16 protein-coding genes are annotated in these 17,404 nt (G+C 44.5%); 3 read left to right on the forward strand and 13 right to left on the reverse strand.

Annotated elements, in window-relative coordinates; all coding sequences use genetic code 11:
• Positions 1-53: 53 nt before the first annotated feature.
• From E4K67_RS31455 to ilvE, 13 genes are all read right to left on the reverse strand, one after another.
• Complete coding sequence (locus tag E4K67_RS31455) at positions 54-302, reverse strand: GNAT family N-acetyltransferase (RefSeq protein ID WP_135545887.1); 249 nt, start codon at positions 300-302, stop codon at positions 54-56.
• 82 nt (positions 303-384) lie between these two features.
• Entirely contained in the window at positions 385-1,986 is a 1,602-nt protein-coding gene (locus E4K67_RS04700; RefSeq protein ID WP_135545276.1) for a sigma-54 interaction domain-containing protein, read from the reverse strand.
• 181 nt (positions 1,987-2,167) lie between these two features.
• Positions 2,168-2,920, reverse strand: a complete 753-nt coding sequence (locus E4K67_RS04705; protein ID WP_135545277.1) for a HesA/MoeB/ThiF family protein — start codon at positions 2,918-2,920, stop codon at positions 2,168-2,170.
• A 29-nt stretch (positions 2,921-2,949) separates the two neighbouring features.
• The gene (gene proB, locus E4K67_RS04710; protein WP_135545278.1) at positions 2,950-4,071 is read right to left on the reverse strand and encodes a glutamate 5-kinase; all 1,122 of its coding nucleotides are present in this window, start codon (positions 4,069-4,071) and stop codon (positions 2,950-2,952) included.
• Positions 4,068-4,877, reverse strand: a complete 810-nt coding sequence (gene proC, locus E4K67_RS04715) for a pyrroline-5-carboxylate reductase (protein ID WP_135545279.1) — start codon at positions 4,875-4,877, stop codon at positions 4,068-4,070. The genes proB and proC overlap by 4 nt, the downstream gene beginning before the upstream one ends.
• 430 nt (positions 4,878-5,307) lie before the next feature.
• Positions 5,308-6,375, reverse strand: coding sequence for a 3-isopropylmalate dehydrogenase (leuB, locus tag E4K67_RS04720; RefSeq protein WP_135545280.1), 1,068 nt, complete (start codon positions 6,373-6,375; stop codon positions 5,308-5,310).
• Complete coding sequence (locus E4K67_RS04725) at positions 6,368-6,856, reverse strand: 3-isopropylmalate dehydratase small subunit (protein WP_135545281.1); 489 nt, start codon at positions 6,854-6,856, stop codon at positions 6,368-6,370. Before E4K67_RS04725 ends, leuB begins: the two co-directional genes overlap by 8 nt.
• A gap of 1 nt (position 6,857) precedes the next feature.
• A complete protein-coding gene (gene leuC / locus E4K67_RS04730) occupies positions 6,858-8,123 on the reverse strand; it encodes a 3-isopropylmalate dehydratase large subunit (protein ID WP_135545282.1) in 1,266 nt (421 codons plus the stop codon).
• Positions 8,124-8,141: 18 nt separating this feature from the next.
• Positions 8,142-9,674, reverse strand: coding sequence for a 2-isopropylmalate synthase (locus tag E4K67_RS04735; protein ID WP_135545283.1), 1,533 nt, complete (start codon positions 9,672-9,674; stop codon positions 8,142-8,144).
• Between the two features lie 211 nt (positions 9,675-9,885).
• A complete protein-coding gene (gene ilvC, locus E4K67_RS04740; RefSeq protein ID WP_135545284.1) occupies positions 9,886-10,884 on the reverse strand; it encodes a ketol-acid reductoisomerase in 999 nt (332 codons plus the stop codon).
• A gap of 74 nt (positions 10,885-10,958) precedes the next feature.
• A complete protein-coding gene (gene ilvN, locus E4K67_RS04745) occupies positions 10,959-11,438 on the reverse strand; it encodes an acetolactate synthase small subunit (RefSeq protein WP_135545285.1) in 480 nt (159 codons plus the stop codon).
• Positions 11,439-11,442: 4 nt separating this feature from the next.
• Complete coding sequence (ilvB, locus tag E4K67_RS04750) at positions 11,443-13,131, reverse strand: biosynthetic-type acetolactate synthase large subunit (RefSeq protein ID WP_135545286.1); 1,689 nt, start codon at positions 13,129-13,131, stop codon at positions 11,443-11,445.
• A gap of 36 nt (positions 13,132-13,167) precedes the next feature.
• A complete protein-coding gene (gene ilvE / locus E4K67_RS04755) occupies positions 13,168-14,049 on the reverse strand; it encodes a branched-chain-amino-acid transaminase (RefSeq protein WP_135545287.1) in 882 nt (293 codons plus the stop codon).
• 359 nt (positions 14,050-14,408) lie between these two features.
• On the opposite strand from ilvE, the gene E4K67_RS04760 reads away from it, so the two are divergent.
• The 3 genes from E4K67_RS04760 (at position 14,409) to E4K67_RS04770 (ending at position 17,387) form a co-directional block, all read left to right on the forward strand.
• The gene (locus E4K67_RS04760; protein WP_135545288.1) at positions 14,409-15,713 is read left to right on the forward strand and encodes a homoserine dehydrogenase; all 1,305 of its coding nucleotides are present in this window, start codon (positions 14,409-14,411) and stop codon (positions 15,711-15,713) included.
• A complete protein-coding gene (gene thrB / locus E4K67_RS04765; RefSeq protein WP_135545289.1) occupies positions 15,700-16,599 on the forward strand; it encodes a homoserine kinase in 900 nt (299 codons plus the stop codon). Before E4K67_RS04760 ends, thrB begins: the two co-directional genes overlap by 14 nt.
• Before the next feature lie 551 nt (positions 16,600-17,150).
• Complete coding sequence (locus E4K67_RS04770; RefSeq protein WP_135545290.1) at positions 17,151-17,387, forward strand: hypothetical protein; 237 nt, start codon at positions 17,151-17,153, stop codon at positions 17,385-17,387.
• The last annotated feature ends 17 nt before the right edge of the window (positions 17,388-17,404 follow it).

The raw sequence follows: 17,404 nt of genomic DNA on the forward strand, positions 1-17,404 counted from the left end.
GGCTTATCAAATTTGACAAGTCGATAAAAACAAACACAACAAATTATATCTTATCAAACGAGCTGTAATCTCATTTGCGTGCATTTCGGTTCAATAAAGCCAAGTTTTTCATACAATGGTTTACCATCTTGTGTAGCAGAAAGATCAATTGAGGACACGCCTAATCGTTTTGCTTCATCAATTATTTTACATATCGCCTTTGTAGCAGACCCCATTCTGCGATACTTAGGATATGTAAATACATTAAGTAAAGTTCCGGTTTTACCTGTTATAAATGATGGATTTGCAGGTCTTTCTGATATTGAGAGAAATGCCGTTGAAACACTATAGGAATCCCCTTACAAATGTGTGCAATTATTCGACACTTGTTTTGAAAACCGACACCTATCTTAGGCTGAGCTTTTTCATTTTATAATATAAAGTACTGCGCGGAACCCCTAATTTCCTAGCTGCTTTTGATTTATCCCCACTACATCCTTCTAGGGCCTGGAGGATAACTTCCCGTTCCGCCCGGTCAGTGATATCAGTAAGAGTAGAATCTGGATCAGAGACGGCGAGATTATATTTTTGGAAACGGATAGTTTCTGGTAGGTGATCTTCTAAGATCAAATCCTCCTCAGCGAGGATAACCATGCGTTCCACCACATTTCGGAGTTCTCGTACATTTCCCGGCCAGGGGTAATTGAGCATGAACGGCATCACTTCTGGAGCCATTTGAGAAAGATCACGCCCCTGTTGCAAACAAAATTCCCGGATAAAAAGATAGATCAAATCCAGAATATCCTCTTTGCGCTGACGTAGGGGAGGGATTTCTATACTAACGACATTAATCCGATAATAGAGGTCTTGTCGAAAAGATCCATCGCTTATCATTTGTTCTAAGTCTCGATGAGTGGCTGCAATAACACGCACATCTACTTCTACAAGGTCATTGCCCCCGACCCGATAAAAACACTTATTTTGAAGAACACGGAGAAGCTTTACCTGCATTTCTAATGGCATTTCCCCAATCTCATCGAGAAAAATAGTTCCCTTGTGGGCAGCTTCAAATTTTCCCTGTCGCCCTTGGCGGTCGGCGCCAGTAAAGGCACCCGCCTGGTAACCAAATAACTCGCTTTCAAAAAGTGAAGCAGGAATAGCCCCACAATTAATAACCACAAAAGGGTTATTGTGTCGGGAACTTTCCTCGTGAATCGCCTCCGCAAACAACTCTTTTCCTGTACCACTCTCCCCGCGAATCATTACGGCTGCATTTGTATTAGCCACCCTTTGAGACAGACTGACGGTTTTCTGAAGTCCTTTGCTGTGCCCTGCAATTTTTCCAAATGCGGTGTTTGGACGGTGTATCTTGGTGATTTCCTTCTTAAGCTGTCGCACTTCCGAACTAGCCTTAGAGAGTTCATTGTGCAAAAGAACGATTTCCGTTATGTCTCTCTCCGCGCAGACGCTGCCAATAACTTCATCTCCATTAGTAATTGATGAGGCGTTGATCAAGACGTGAGTTCCGGGGAGAGGTTGATGATAATTTTCACGAATGATTTTCTTTTTAGGCAAATCTGTATTAATGACATGGGTAACGACTAGGCTAGAAAAAAAGTTCTGGATATCTTCACCAACAATGGTCGTCCCAGCAATCCCGTAAAGATCTTCCGCTTTTTTATTCCAACCAATCACCGTGTTGTTTTGATCAATGACCGTGACCGCATCATTCACCGTGTCCATGAGCATCGACATGGAACTACTCAGCCGCCTAGTTTCCTCCCATAATAGCGAGATCAACATGGACGGATCAATGACCCCCTGAGGAACGTGCTCGGAATCTAAAAGGACCGCGTTTTCCCCCGGATGAGATTTGATAGCGTCTATCAACTCTTGGAACGTTCCAGAAAGAGGAAAAGTAAAACTCGTCAGGGGCCGTTCCTGACCACCCTTCAAAGGAGTCATCATATCTATTGGTTTCCACACATCGCTGAAAGCTCTAAACAACACGTCACCCCCACCCGAACAATTCGAAACCGTGTGATTATCTCGTTATGTTCTACCTTTTTCAGTCTGAATATAAAAATGCAATTGAACGATTATCATTCAACTGCACTTTATTATAACATCTTTATAAGTCCTATAGCTCAATAGTTCATACGAATAAACAAGATATTTTCGTCGTAGATTACCCACACGCAATACAATTAGTCCTGGCTGCGATTTCTACTTTCCTGAATTCCATATCCAAAGCGTCAAATACCAACAATTTACCTGTCAAAAGTTCTCCGATCCCAAGCAGAAACTTGATTGCCTCAGTTGCCTGAATAGTACCAATGACACCTGGTATAACACCGAGCACGCCTTTTTCTTCATTAGTTTGGACACCTGTTGCCGGTGGAGGATTTAGAAATATACACCGGTAACAAGGACCTTCACCTGGAACATAGGTCATAGTCTGACCAAAAAGCTGACTGACTCCCGCGTGGGAGAAGGGCTTTTTTAACAGTACACAGGCATCGTTAATCAGAAATTTACTTGTGAGATTATCTGTCGCGTCGATAATAAAATCATAGTCTCTATCCTTTAAGATGTCTGATATATTCTCGGAACTAACCCATTCTTCATAGGTTACAACATCCACATCTGGGTTCAAACTATTGATTGTTTCTTTTCCTGATATAACTTTAGGCCTTCCAAGATCTTGACTAGAGTGGATAATCTGTCTTTGTAGATTTGAGAGTTCAACAACATCTGGATCAACAAGTCCGATCGTCCCTATGCCTGCTGCCGCTAGATACATAGCCACGGGTGAACCAAGCCCTCCCGTTCCTATAACAAGAACTTTAGAATTAAGAAGTTTCATTTGCCCCTTAACGCCGATTTCTTTTAAGACCAAATGTCTCGCGTACCTTTCGAGTTGATCCTTCGAAAACTCCATGCTTCCGCTTTCCTCCCCTAATATACAGCTTATGCGTCCAGCATAAGCGTCATATTATCGCGATGAACTACTTCTTCCCCTTCAAAATCAGGAATGAGTTTGAGTATTACTTCAGAATGCAACCCTTTAACTTTCTGCACCTCATCACTACTCAGCTCTGCAACCCCTCTGGCAATCTCTTCTCCCAATATGTTGACAATACGAACGATTTCTTTACGTTCCCAGGTCCCCTCGATCGTTGTTATACCTTTAGCTAGTAAACTTTTCCCTTCCTCTACAAGAGCCTTAGCTGCCCCTTTGTCGACTTGGATACTGCCTTCGGATAAACCAGCATAAGCGATCCAACGTTTTCTACCAGCAAGACGATGTTTTGCCGGTAAAAAATATGTTCCCTCAGTATCCTGTCCCTCTGTCAAGCTCAAGAGTTCTCTAATCCGCGTAAAATTCAAAAGGAGCATTCCGATTCCAAAACGCGTGGCAATTTTTGCCGCCCTCAATTTTGTGACCATTCCTCCAGTACCTATCGTCGTTCCTGCTCCACCCGCCATACACTCTACCGCGGATACTTCGCAAACTTCTTTGACGAGTTGAGCCAAAGGATCTTTTTTCGGATTAGCGGAATACAAGCCATCAACATCCGTCAAAATTACTAATAAATCTGCTCCAACGAGCCCGGCCACTAAGGCAGATAGGGTATCATTGTCCCCGAAACAGAGCTCATCCACCGCAACTGTATCGTTTTCATTAATAATAGGTACGACATGTAAGCGCATTAATTTCTCCAGCGTGTTTTGAGCGTTTCGATAGCGCGATGCATCCGCCAAATCTATACGGGACAATAGAATTTGAGCCCCCACGATATCATAGCGTTCTAGAGCTTGGGCATACCTCTCGATCAGCACCCCCTGTCCAACAGCTGCAACCGCCTGCTTGCCAGGTAAATCACGCGGGCGCACGTGTAGCCCAAGTTGACCCATACCGGCAGCGACCGCACCTGAAGTCACCAAAATACACTCCATGCCCTTTTTCTTCAGGGCTGCAATGACGGCGACTATTTCCGCGATGGCTTGATCATCTAACCCACCTTGAGGATGGTGCAAACTACTACTTCCAACTTTTATAACGACTCGTCGAACTTCAATTGCTATCAATCCGAATTCTCTCCTTCCAGGTCTTCAGCACGCTGAGCACATGCTTTAGCTGCCTTTAGAACGGTGAATTCTAATTTATCGTCTGTAAACACATTTAGTGCTGCATAGGTGGTCCCATTGGGAGAGGTTACTTCTTCGCGTAGCTTCCCCGGTGATTTATCGCTCTCAGCAATCATTTTTCCAGCACCAATTAGTGTTTCGAGCACTAGTATCTCTGCTTCTTCTTCGCTAAGACCTAGATGAACCCCTGCTTTAATTAAACTTTCGGCAAATAGATAAAAATAGGCTGGCCCGCTGCCACTAATTGCCGTAAGTGCATTGATTTTCTCTTCCGGGACCCACATAATCTTCCCAGTGGCAGAGAAAATCTCCCCCCCCATCTCAGCCTGTTCCTCAGTGACATTCTCTCCACGCGCCAGGCCCGTCATAGAATGAAGCACTGCAGTTGAAGTATTCGGCATCGCTCGAATCACCGCAATTCCGGGAAGGTGCTTGTAAAATACCTTTAACGGAACACCAGCTGCTACACTGATAATTAATTTGTCGTGCAACCTGTAATTCTTTAACTGTTTAACCACTCCCAGAACATCTTTCGGCTTCACAGCGATGATCAGAACACGAGAGTTCTCCACAAGCTCCTCAAGATTGCTCGCCGTAATACTATATTTATCCACTAAATGTTGAAGACGTTCGTGATTCGAACGATTACTTGCTCGAATCAGAAATTGTGCATCTGCTTTCTTTAGTCCGCCGATTATAGCCTCCGCAATATTCCCTCCACCGATAAAACCAATTGATTGAGTCATTAGCTACACCCTTTCATGAACCATTATTTCAATATTACCCTTTACTCACTTTTAAGCTTGCGCTCCATCCCCTCGGCGACGTGCTTCCCCGTTTCCATCCCTGTCTTCTGTGCTTTTTGACTAAAAAAAGGCTCCTCTCATCCCTATGTTAAGGGACGAAAGAAGCCTTCCGCGGTACCACCTTTATTGCCTACGCCAACTTTATGTTACAGGATTAATCCTGCAACATTCCGCTTAACGGTGGAAACCGTCTGATTCCTCATCAGAGCATCACGACTGGGTTTCTGATAACGGGGTGGAAAAACTCTCAGCTCAAGGTTTTTCTCTCTGAACACCACGCGTACCATACTAGGTCGATCTCATGCGATATTCCTTATGCAGTTAACTATACTCTAACTCACACATCTCAGAATTTCAAGTACTTCCACACTCAGTTCCTAACAAGTGCCTCGACGATAGCATTGCCCATTTCCCGAGTTCCTAATACTTTATCGCCTGGTTTTGCCAAATCTGGAGTTCGGTATCCCTCAGCTAAGACAGCTTCCACCGCTTGCTCAATCATTTGAGCCTCTTCTTCTAAATCAAACGAATACCTCAACATTAAGGCTCCTGAGAGGATCGTTGCTAAAGGATTCGCAATGTTTTTCCCTGCAATATCAGGTGCTGAGCCGTGGGATGGCTCATAGAGTCCTTTTTTTCCATTTAGACTTGCCGAGGGTACCAAGCCTATCGATCCACCCAGCATCGAAGCCAAATCAGTGAGGATATCTCCAAACATATTCTCCGTAACTATGACATCAAATTGATTGGGGCGCAGCACTAATTGCATCGCCGCATTATCTACATACATATGCGTCAAATCAACCCCTGGATAATCCTTGGCAATTTCGACCGTGATTTCACGCCATAGACGGGAGGATTCTAGGACATTCGCTTTATCAACTGAACAAAGTCTCCCAGTTCGCTTGACGGCCATCTGAAAGCCTAGTTCGACAATACGGCGAATCTCTTCCTCTGTATATATCAAAATGTCATAAGCACTCGTCGGGTTAGTCTTTCTTCCCTTTTCTCCGAAATAAAGTCCACCAGTTAGTTCACGCAATACGACGAGATCAACGTCCTTGACCACCTCAGGTCGAAGCGTAGAGGCATCGACCAACATAGGGCTCATTTTCACAGGCCGTATATTAGCGTACAGACTGAGGGCCTTTCTGATTTTGAGAAGGCCACCCAATTCTGGGCGTTCTTGCGCTGGGAGAGTTTCCCATTTTGGGCCACCCACTGCACCCAGAAGAATCGCATCTGCTGCTTGAGCCGCTGCCAGCGTTGCATCGGGTAAGGCCTTGCCCACTTCGTCAATCGCTGCTCCACCAATTAAACCGTATTCAAAATTGAGGCTAGTCGATCGACCTTTTAATACCGCTTCTAAAACCTTAACCGCTTCAGGAGTAATCTCTTTTCCTATACCGTCTCCTGGGAGAACTAAAACATTAGGCATTCTTATTCCTCCCTTCAATGTATGGGATAAGCCCACCTGCACGAATTAAGTCCTGCATAAAGGGCGGAAAAGAATTAGCTTGATACTTCATATTCGTTGTGCGATTCTCAATAATTCCAGTTGCCACGTCAACTTCTACCTCATCACCTTGAGAAATTCCCGCGGCTGCTTCCGGGCATTCCATAATGGGCAATCCAATATTAATAGCATTGCGATAAAAAATCCGGGCAAACGACTCTGCAATAACTACTTGAATCCCACAAACTTTTATGGCAATCGGAGCATGCTCACGCGAGGAACCGCAACCGAAGTTTTTCCCGCCAACCATAACGTCCCCAGTTTTAACATCCTGAGCAAACGACGTACCCGCATCTTCCATGCAATGTGCCGCCAGATGTTCAGGAGTGGATTTATTTAAATATCGTGCCGGTAAAATGATATCCGTATCGATGTCATGACCAAATTTCCACACTTTTCCCAATCTAAGACACCTCCTCTGGATGGGCTATTTGGCCCTTGATAGCGGATGCAGCTGCCACTGCTGGACCTGCTAGGTAGACTTCACTCTCCACAGACCCCATTCGTCCTACGAAATTCCGATTGGTAGTAGATAAGGCCCGCTCCCCTTTGGCCAAAATTCCCATGTGACCACCTAGACAAGGACCACAAGTTGGCGTGCTAACGGCCACTCCGGCTTCAATCAATGTGTCGATAATCCCTTCACGCATCGCGTCCCGCATAATGGTTTGTGTTCCTGGAAAAGCCAAACAACGGATTTCCGAATGCACTTTCTTACCACGCAAAATCTCCGCTGCCATACGCAAATCTTCTAGACGACCATTCGTGCAGGATCCGATCACAACTTGGTCTATTTTAATCCCACTAGCTTCTTGCACGGATTTGGCGTTTTCTGGGGAATGAGGGAAGGACACTTGCAAGGAGATCTCTGATACATCAAACTCCTGAACTTCTAGGTAATGAGCGTCTGCATCGCTGTAAAGAAGAGGATACGAATGACGAGCTCGTCCTTCTAGATAAGCAAAAGTCTTATCATCCGGCGCGATAATGCCATTTTTTGCACCAGCTTCAATCGCCATATTACAGATCGTAAACCGATTATCCATGGATAAGGCCGATATACCTTCTCCTGTAAACTCCATTGCACGGTAGCGAGCCCCATCAACACCCAATTTCCCAATGAGATAAAGGATGAGATCTTTTCCTCCGACCCATTTTTGAAACTTAGTCCCATGAAAGATAAACTTCATGGATTCTGGAACACGGAACCAAGCTTCGCCAGTCGCTAACCCTGCTGCCAAATCTGTACTCCCAACTCCTGTTGCAAACGCTCCGACGGCTCCATAGGTGCACGTATGAGAATCAGCGCCAATAATGAGGTCTCCTGGCAACGTTAGTCCTTGCTCTGGTAGCAGGCAATGTTCAATGCCCATACGTCCTACTTCAAAATAATGTTCAATATGCTGCTCTCGAGCAAAGTCCCGCACAAATTTGCATTGTTCAGCCGATGAGATATCTTTATTAGGAGCAAAATGGTCAGGAACAAGAGCGACTTTTGTAGGATCGAACACTTTTTTCGTTCCAAATTTGGCAAATTCTTTGATCGCCACAGGGGCTGTAATATCATTGGCTAAGACAAGATCTAATTTTGCGGTAATCAGTTGCCCTGGAACGACGTTATCCAGTCCAGCATGTTGCGCCAAAATCTTTTCTGTAATGGTCATAGACATTGCTCTTAATCCCTCCCTTTAGCTAGCATTTTTCTCTATAATCTTAATCCAGCCTCTGTCGAACGCCCGGTTTACAGCCTGGAGATAGCCTAATACGCTTGCTTCAATAATATCTGTGCTCACGCCACGGCCACCCACCATATTATCTCCGAATTTAACCGTAACCGTAACCTCTCCTTGGGCATCTTCTCCACCATCAATAGCCTGCAAGGAATAATGCATCAGCTTACCCTCAGTTCCTAGAACCTTATCAATGGCTTTAAAGGCAGCATCGACCGGGCCATCACCACACGTCGCATCTTCTAAACGTTGTCCGTTATACAATAGACCGACCGTTGCGGTCGGGGTAAGATGAGTTCCGCTAGAGACCTGCATATAATCCAAGCGAATCTGATCCTCTGTCTCCGTTTTCAAATCCACTAAGGAGAACAAATCAGCTGTAGTCACTTCTCGTTTACGATCAGCCAAAATCTTAAATTGTGAAAACACATCTTCGAATTGGCTTTCCCCTAAATCTAGTCCAAGGTCCGTTAATCGTTGATGAACTGCATGTCGCCCGGAGTGTTTTCCTAAGACAATTGTCTCTGCATCGATTCCTATGTCGCTCGGCAACATAATTTCATACGTGGAACGGTCTTTTAGCATACCATCTTGGTGAATACCTGATTCATGCGCAAACGCGTTTTTACCCACTATGGCCTTATTATGCTGAATCACCATACCTGATAAACGACTCACTAATTGACTCGTTCTTGCAATCTCCGTCGTCACGATCGATGTATCAACATCATATTGATCCCTACGAGTGTGCAGTGCCATCACGAGTTCCTCTAAAGCCGCATTTCCAGCTCGTTCTCCTATCCCATTGACCGTGCACTCCAGCTGATGCACCCCAACCCCAACAGCGGCAAGGGAATTTGCAACCGCAAGCCCCAGATCATTGTGGCAGTGTACACTTACTTTGACTTTCTCTATTCCAGTCGTACGCTCCATGACCGCTCGTAAAAATGCCGCATATTCTTCGGGTGTCGCATAGCCTACAGTATCTGGGATGTTGAGTACCGTAGCGCCTGCTTTTATTACCCCTGAGAAAACTTTTGCCAAAAAATCTACTTCACTCCGGGAGGCATCTTCTGCACTAAACTCCACATCGCCCACTTTTAATTTAGCCAAACGTACTGCCTGGATGGCTAGTTCCAAAACTTCTTCGGGAGATTTTTGCAGTTTATAAAGCATATGAATCGGCGATGTAGCAAGAAAGGTATGAATACGAGGGGACTCCCCAACTGAGATTGCATCCCAAGCACATTCAATATCTTTGGCATTAGCCCGTGCCAAAGCTGCAACACTCAAAGTTCTTACCTCTTGCGCGATCCTACGCACTCCTTCAAAATCGCCTGGGGAAGAAATAGGAAAACCTGCTTCGAGAACGTTGACGCCCAGCTTAGCTAATTGACGTGCGATTTGTAACTTTTCATCTGAGTTAAGTGCAACTCCTGGCGATTGTTCGCCATCTCTCAGGGTTGTATCAAAGATCTCAATCCGACGCATTCGCCAACCTCCATTTATCCAATTCTAAGAGCCCCACTTCTCTAGGTGGGAGTTCCTCGTTTGCTTCTTTTAATGGGTAGTTTTACTTCGCCGTCATGCTTTCTTTTGGGATTACGAGATTACGGCTTCGGCGATAATCTCCACTAGAGACTATCGTACTGGAGACTTTGGTCGCCAAAGTCTCCAGTACAGCCTTAGCTGTACGAGTTCACTACTCGTGTTTTTTAAGCCAGCTCATCATGCCTCTTAATTTTTCCCCAACCTTTTCAATGAGATGATTTTCTCCGTTGCGTGTCATAGCATTAAAGGCTGGACGATTTGCTTGATTTTCCAGTAACCACGCTTTAGCAAACGTTCCATCTTGAATTTCCGTGAGAACTTTTTTCATTTCTTTGCGGGTTTCTTGATTAACAATCCGTTTACCTACGGTCATATCCCCATATTGTGCGGTATCAGAAACTGAATAGCGCATCCAACCTATGCCGCCTTCATACATCAAATCAACGATAAGTTTAAGTTCGTGTAAGCATTCGAAGTAAGCAATTTCCGGCTGATAGCCAGCTTCTACCAAGGTGTCAAAGCCAGCTTTGACAAGTTCTGTAGCTCCTCCACAAAGGACTGCTTGTTCTCCGAACAAGTCTGTTTCTGTTTCTTCTCCGAAGGTCGTTTCTAAAACGCCAGCCTTCGTCGAGCCAATCCCCTTGGCATACGCTAGTGCTAATTCTTTGGCTTTGCCTGAGGCATCTTGATGGACCGCAATTAAGGCTGGTACCCCTGCCCCTTCTGTATAGGTGCGACGAACCAAGTGACCAGGGCTTTTAGGAGCGACCATAAAAACATCGACATCTTTGGGAGCAACAATTTGTCCAAAGTGAATATTAAACCCGTGAGAAAAGACGAGCGATTTTCCAGCTGTCATGTACTGCGCAATTTCCGCATAATAAACTTTACTTTGCGTCTCATCTGGAAGCAGGATTTGAATGACATCTGCACGTTTTGCTGCCTCTTCCACTGTGAAAATCTCAAAGCCAGCAGCTAGCACACGTTCAGTGCGTGCACTTCCTGGACGAAGCCCTATTATTACGTTAAGTCCTGAATCCTTTAAGTTTTGGGCCTGTGCATGCCCTTGGCTACCATATCCCATTACCGCAATAACTTTTCCTTTTAATAACTCTAGATTTGCATCTACCTCATAATACATTTTTGCCATTATTCTAACTTCCTTTCAACTATAAGCCTTTCAATAAACAGGCTATATATACTATAACACGCCAAGCAAATTCATTAAACTTCAGATCTCAAAATAGCTATTTTACCAGTTCGAACCAGTTCTAATAATCCATAGGGACGAATCGCATAAACAAACGCATCAATTTTTGCAATGTCTCCTGTTAACTCAATGGTAATATTGCTTCTACCCATATCAACAACCCGACCTCGGAAAACTTCGACTGTCTGGAGAACTACTGAGCGTGTTTCCGCGCTAACTTCCACACGTATTAAAGCCAGCTCTCGATCAACAACACTTTCTCCGGTCAAATCTGTGACTGAGTGCACAATTACAAGTTTACTGAGTTGATTCCTTACTTGCTCAATGATCTGATTATCTCCATTGACGACAATCGTCATCCTGGAAACTTCAGGATCTTCCGTCTGACAAACTGTAAGGCTATCAATGTTATACCCCCTGCGAGCGAACAATCCTGCTACCCGGATTAAAACACCAGGATAGTTCTCCACAAGGACTGCAAGTGTATGCAACATGTTATCACCTCACTATCATTTCCGTAATTTCTTTACCCGGCGGAACGAGGGGCAAAACCGCTTCGTTCGGAGAGATCGTAAAATTTACTAGCACTGGTCCGGGGTGATGAATGGCCTGTGAAATAGCATTTTTAACTTGATCAGGGGAATCAACATTAATGCCAAGCATGCCATAGGCCTCCGCTACTTTGACAAAATCCGGATTGCCATCAAGCTGAATTGAACTGAAGCGTTCTTCATAAAATGTTTTCTGCCATTGACGAACCATACCCAGGACGCCGTTATTCAGTAAGATAATTTTAATGGGCAATTTATTCTGAGCAATGGTTCCCAACTCCTGTATCGACATCTGTAAGGAACCGTCTCCCGTTATCAATACCACCAAATCGTCCGGACGAGCAATTTGTGCTCCTACAGCAGCAGGCAGTCCATACCCCATAGCACCAAGCCCACAGCTGGTCGCATAATTGCGCGGGTGTGCTATTGGATAATACTGAGCAGCCCACATTTGATGTTGTCCCACATCCGTTGTGACGATAGCATTTTCACTAGTAAGCTCTCCCAGAGATTCGATAACCATCTGAGGAGTAAGTCTGTCCAAGTCATAGCTCAAAGTATGGTCTTTCTTCCAAACCCGTAATTGATTCCACCAGTCTGTAACTTGAGGAACCGTAAATCCCGGAAAAGCCTCCAACACTTCTTCCAGAACCATGCGCGCATCCCCAACAATCTGGATATGTGTTTTTACCACTTTGCTAATCTCCACGGGATCAATGTCTATATGAATAACTGTTGCTTTGGTAGCAAAACGATGACCCAAACCGCTGGTCACACGATCATCAAAACGCACTCCCACGGCAATCAGCAAATCACAATCATCAACTGCATAGTTCGCCGTCACCGTTCCGTGCATTCCAACCATCCCTAATAAATTGGGGTGCCCGAAAGGTAGGCTCCCAATGCCCATCAACGTGGTAACCACAGGTAAATCTGCTTTTTCGGCTAACAGCCGAATAACAGCTTCCGCTCCTGCCGTAACCACGCCACCCCCGGCATAAAGTACAGGTTTTTTACATTCTGAGAGCGCCTTCGCTACTTCCTCGATCTTACAATTGTTTCCCCTGCCAAAAACTTTATACCCCTTCAATTTCATATCTGAAGAAAAGGGTTCAACATTTTCTTGCGCTAAAACATCCTTCGGAAGGTCGATAAGCACTGGCCCCGGCCGACCTGTTCGAGCAATATAAAAAGCCTCTTTGACAATCCTCGGAAGTTCTCTCGGATCTCTAACCAAATAAGAGTGCTTAGTTATGGGCATCGTTATCCCGATGATATCCACTTCTTGAAACGAGTCAGATCCGAGAGAACTCGTAGATACCTGTCCCGTTAAGATGACTAATGGGATAGAATCTGAATAGGCATTGGCAATACCCGTCACAACATTTGTCGCTCCAGGACCCGACGTTGCTAGACAAACCCCCACTTTTCCACTGACTCGAGAATAACCATCCGCAGCATATACCACGCCTTGTTCATGACGAGCTAACACATGTCGAATGGGACTATCCAGAAGGGCATCATACAATGGAAGTAACACTCCACCTGGATAACCGAAGATAACGTCAACGCCTTCCTGGTGCAAGGCATTTAATAAAACGGTTGCTCCTTTTAAACCTGATTTTTCTTCACTCATACTCATTTCCCCTCCTAACTCATCTGCCCTTTTCCTCTAAACGCTGTAAATTTGGGGACCGTTGACACGAGTAAGGTCCCGAAAGGCTGCGAGTAGTTGCTTATACACTTCTCTAGGGACTCCATCTCCGATTTCTCGCCCATCTACTTTAATCACTGGAATCAGTTCTGCGGCTGTACCTGTGAGAAAGCACTCATCTGAAGTATAGAGGTCGTGTCGTGTAAACAGCTCTTCCCTCGCTTCAATTCCCAATTTCTTGGCGATTTGTAGCACAGAATCCCGGGTGATACCTTCAAGTATTCCTGCTGAAAGAGGTGGAGTTATTAAGACTCCCTCTCGATAGATGAAAATGTTATCTGAAGTACCTTCAGCGACATAACCTTCTTGATTGAGCATAATTCCTTCAACAACACCCGCTTGATTGGCCTCCATCTTGGCAAGAATATTATTTAGATAATTGAGAGATTTTATCCTAGGGCTTAATGAATCTGGATTATTGCGACGGATTGCCACGGTTTTCACTTCCAAGCCCTGCTCATACATTTTGGGTTCAAAAATCTTGATTTGATCCGCTATACAAAATATTGCGGCCCGCGCGCATTTCGCAGGATCAAGACCTAAATCCCCTTTGCCACGTGAAACCACCAAACGGATATAGGCATCCTTTAAACCGTTCTTGCGAAGGGTTTCTAAGACAATTTCCTGCATCTCATCCTTAGAAATGCCGATGTTCAATTGAATCGACTTCGCGGACTCATAGAGTCGTTTCAAATGTTCATCTAATTTAAATACTCGGCCATAATAGGCACGAATCCCCTCGAAGATGCCGTCTCCGTATAAAAATCCATGGTCGAAAACCGATACTTTTGCCTCTTCTTCTGGAACAAACGCTCCATTACAGTATATAACTAGTCCCATTTAATCGACGACCCCTTCCTGGTATAAACTCCTAAAATAAATAGCCCAAGCGTAGTCCCCTAATATCGTGGAACTTTCCGCTTGGGTTTTTTCTACCCACGGTGTAAATCCAAATTGGATTCTGTACCGCTTGGACCAGACAGGTTTCCCCCGGAACCCTAGGTACACTTCCGCTTGTGTTGTATTACATTTAAAATGTAAACATTGTGTATATGATACAGAATTCATCCTCCAGTGTCAACCCTTTTCAAATGTAATGTCAGAAATTCCTCAAAGATTTTCTTGTCAAAATCCAATAGCACGAGGTATAATGTCCTCTATACAAATACATTTGTTTTTTTAAGAGGAGTTGACTTACTTTGGCAATTCAAATCGGCATATTAGGTTTAGGTACTGTGGGTACTGGAGTAGTGCGTATATTACAGCAAAATGCTGAGGATATTCAAACACGAACACACTGCGACATTCACATTAAATCAATTCTCGACAAGGATCTTCATAAAGAGCGTGAAGTTAAAGGAGATTTTTTCCTCACAGATCAACCAGACCAAATTCTTCAAGACCCAGAAATCGATATCATTGTGGAAGTAATGGGGGGAATCGAACCCGCGCGCACATTTATTTTAGAAGCTTTACGACATGGTAAACATGTTGTTACCGCTAATAAAGACTTAATAGCCCTTCACGGTCATGAGCTCCTTGATGCAGCTAATCTTGCTGGCAAAGACCTTTATTTCGAAGCTAGCGTTGGCGGCGGAATTCCCATCATAGCTGCTTTGAAAGATTCTCTAGCCGCTAATCGCATTACTGACGTACTTGGGATTATTAATGGAACGACCAACTACATTCTTACTGCCATGGCCGAACAGGGCCGTGAGTATTCTGAAGTCCTTGCTGAAGCGCAACAATTAGGATATGCCGAAGCGGACCCCTCTGCCGATGTTGACGGCTTAGATGCTGCACGAAAACTTGCGATCCTTTCCTCCATCGCCTTTAACTCCCGTGTAGCCCTCAAGGACGTCTTTGTAGAAGGCATTTCAAAAATAACTCGCGAAGATCTAGCTTTCGCCGCTGAACTTGGCTGTACGATTAAACTATTAGCCATTGCTAAACATCAAGAAGAAGGGATTGAAGTACGCGTTCATCCAGCAATATTACCGCTTTCTCATCCTCTAGCCTCAGTTAAAGGTGTTTACAATGCTATCTATGTAGTGGGCGATGCCGTTGGGGAAACCATGTTTTATGGTCGGGGTGCTGGTTCCCTTCCCACTGGAAGTGCCATTATAAGCGATATTATGCGTATCGTACGCAACATCCAATCGAACTCAACTTCTTCTATTAATTGCACTTGTTACCTCGATCTTCCACTTAAAGCAGTTTCGGATTTTTATACCGCTTTCTACATTCGCTTACTTGTCAAAGACGAGCCTCGTGTCCTTGCTACTTTAGCCTTACTCTTCGCTGAAGCCAATATCAGCTTCGCCTCGATTATTCAGAAACCGCGTGGCGAACACCAGGCAGAAATTGTCCTAGTGACTCACCCCTGTCGTGAAGGAGCACTTCAAGAAGCACTTGATTCCGTTAAAGCGTACAGTAAGGTCTTGAATATTCACAACGTAATTCGCTTTGAAAATGGCCAGGAGGAAAACCATGATTCACGTTAAGGTACCAGCCACCTCCGCCAATTTAGGTCCCGGATTTGATTGTTTAGGGCTGGCACTTCAACTTTACAACACGATATCAGTTGAACCTAATCGACCATTTCAAATTTCTTTGACTGGATCATATTATGAGGGAATTCCGGCCGATGAAAGCAACCTCGTTTGGCAAACAATGTGCCATCTGTGGGAACTGCTCCATTACCCGACTCCCTCCGTCGCCCTTACTTTAGAGAATCTAATCGCTCCTTCCCGTGGATTAGGAAGCAGTTCTGCTGCTATCGTGGGCGGTCTAGTAGCCGCTAACACTTTAGCTGGCTCACCCTATACTAAGTTTGAGTTGCTCCAAGTAGCTAACGACTTAGAAGGTCACCCAGACAATGTTACCCCTGCTTTATATGGAGGGGTAACCTTATCTGTACCCGCAAAAGATGGTATTTCGCCCCGCGTTCTGGCTCAATCACCTAACTTAAAAGCGGTTGTGCTTATACCCAACACCCTCCTGAACACAGAAAAAGCTCGAGGAATTTTACCGTTACACGTAACACGCAATGATGCCGTTTTTAACATTTCCCATGTTGGATTACTGATTGAAGCCTTTATTCGAGAAGATTACTCCCTGCTACAAGAAGGAATGCGCGACGTGCTTCACCAAAACCAACGAGCGATTCTTCTTCCCGGCATGCTCGAGACATTAGAATCAGCCCTCAAAGGAGGTGCCTATGGATCTGCTCTCAGTGGTTCTGGTCCCACTCTGATAGCTCTCGTTGCCGAAAGCACTCAGAAAGCAGTCAGCCAAAACATGCTCACCACGTTGGAGCAATATGGGGTGACCGCTCAAGCTATGGTTTTAGAAATCGATTCTTGCGGAGCCACTTCGTCCAGAACTTAGCAATGGTACAAGAAACCTAATAATATTATTAGGTTTCTTGTACCATTAAAAGACAATCATTCATACTATAAAGTAGGAAGCATTAATAAGGAATTAGTAATCCCCTCCATCTTTTCTATTTCTTATTGAACCATGAAGGGTTCACACATCATTTTAGAAAGAGGGGTTACCATGTTTCTAAATCGTAATTTGTCCTGTTATAAACATCAATGCGGTCCTTTACCAGGAACCTTACTCCGAGCCTTCGTTCCACCAGGCGCTGTTATTAATCTCCTTAACCTTATTGAAGTTGCCTCCCCTAGTGGCATTTGTCTAATTGTACGTTTACCCTTCCTTGGGTTACGCTAAACAATTAATTTGAGAGTAAATCTCGAAAAGAACGACTACTCATATTATAAAAACTTGGAATCCGCTAGGCTGATGCTTAGCGGATTTCCATTTATATAGGAGACTAACTAGCGTTTATAAGACAATTGCCTTAACCCATCATATCTTAATATAGAGTAACAATATACTGGTTCTCATCAAATGAAGGAGGAGGAGGAGATCCTATGGAAAAGGAATATGTAACTGCCCGGCTATTTAAGAACCACAGGGCAGCAGACGGTCTGAATACTGAAGAAGAATTAAGCGACTGCGATCAACAACAATCGACTGAAACCCAGATTAATTTGGGAGCAAATAGTGACACAGGCGCATCCGATTCAACTCAGAATATACCTTCCCTGCCCCAAAGACTACTAGACGTTATACACCAAGTGTTAGAATTACTCAACCACAAAAAATAGTTCTAGTAATAGTTTTT

This window comes from Desulfosporosinus fructosivorans, assembly GCF_004766045.1.
GTDB classification, from domain to species: domain Bacteria; phylum Bacillota; class Desulfitobacteriia; order Desulfitobacteriales; family Desulfitobacteriaceae; genus Desulfosporosinus; species Desulfosporosinus fructosivorans.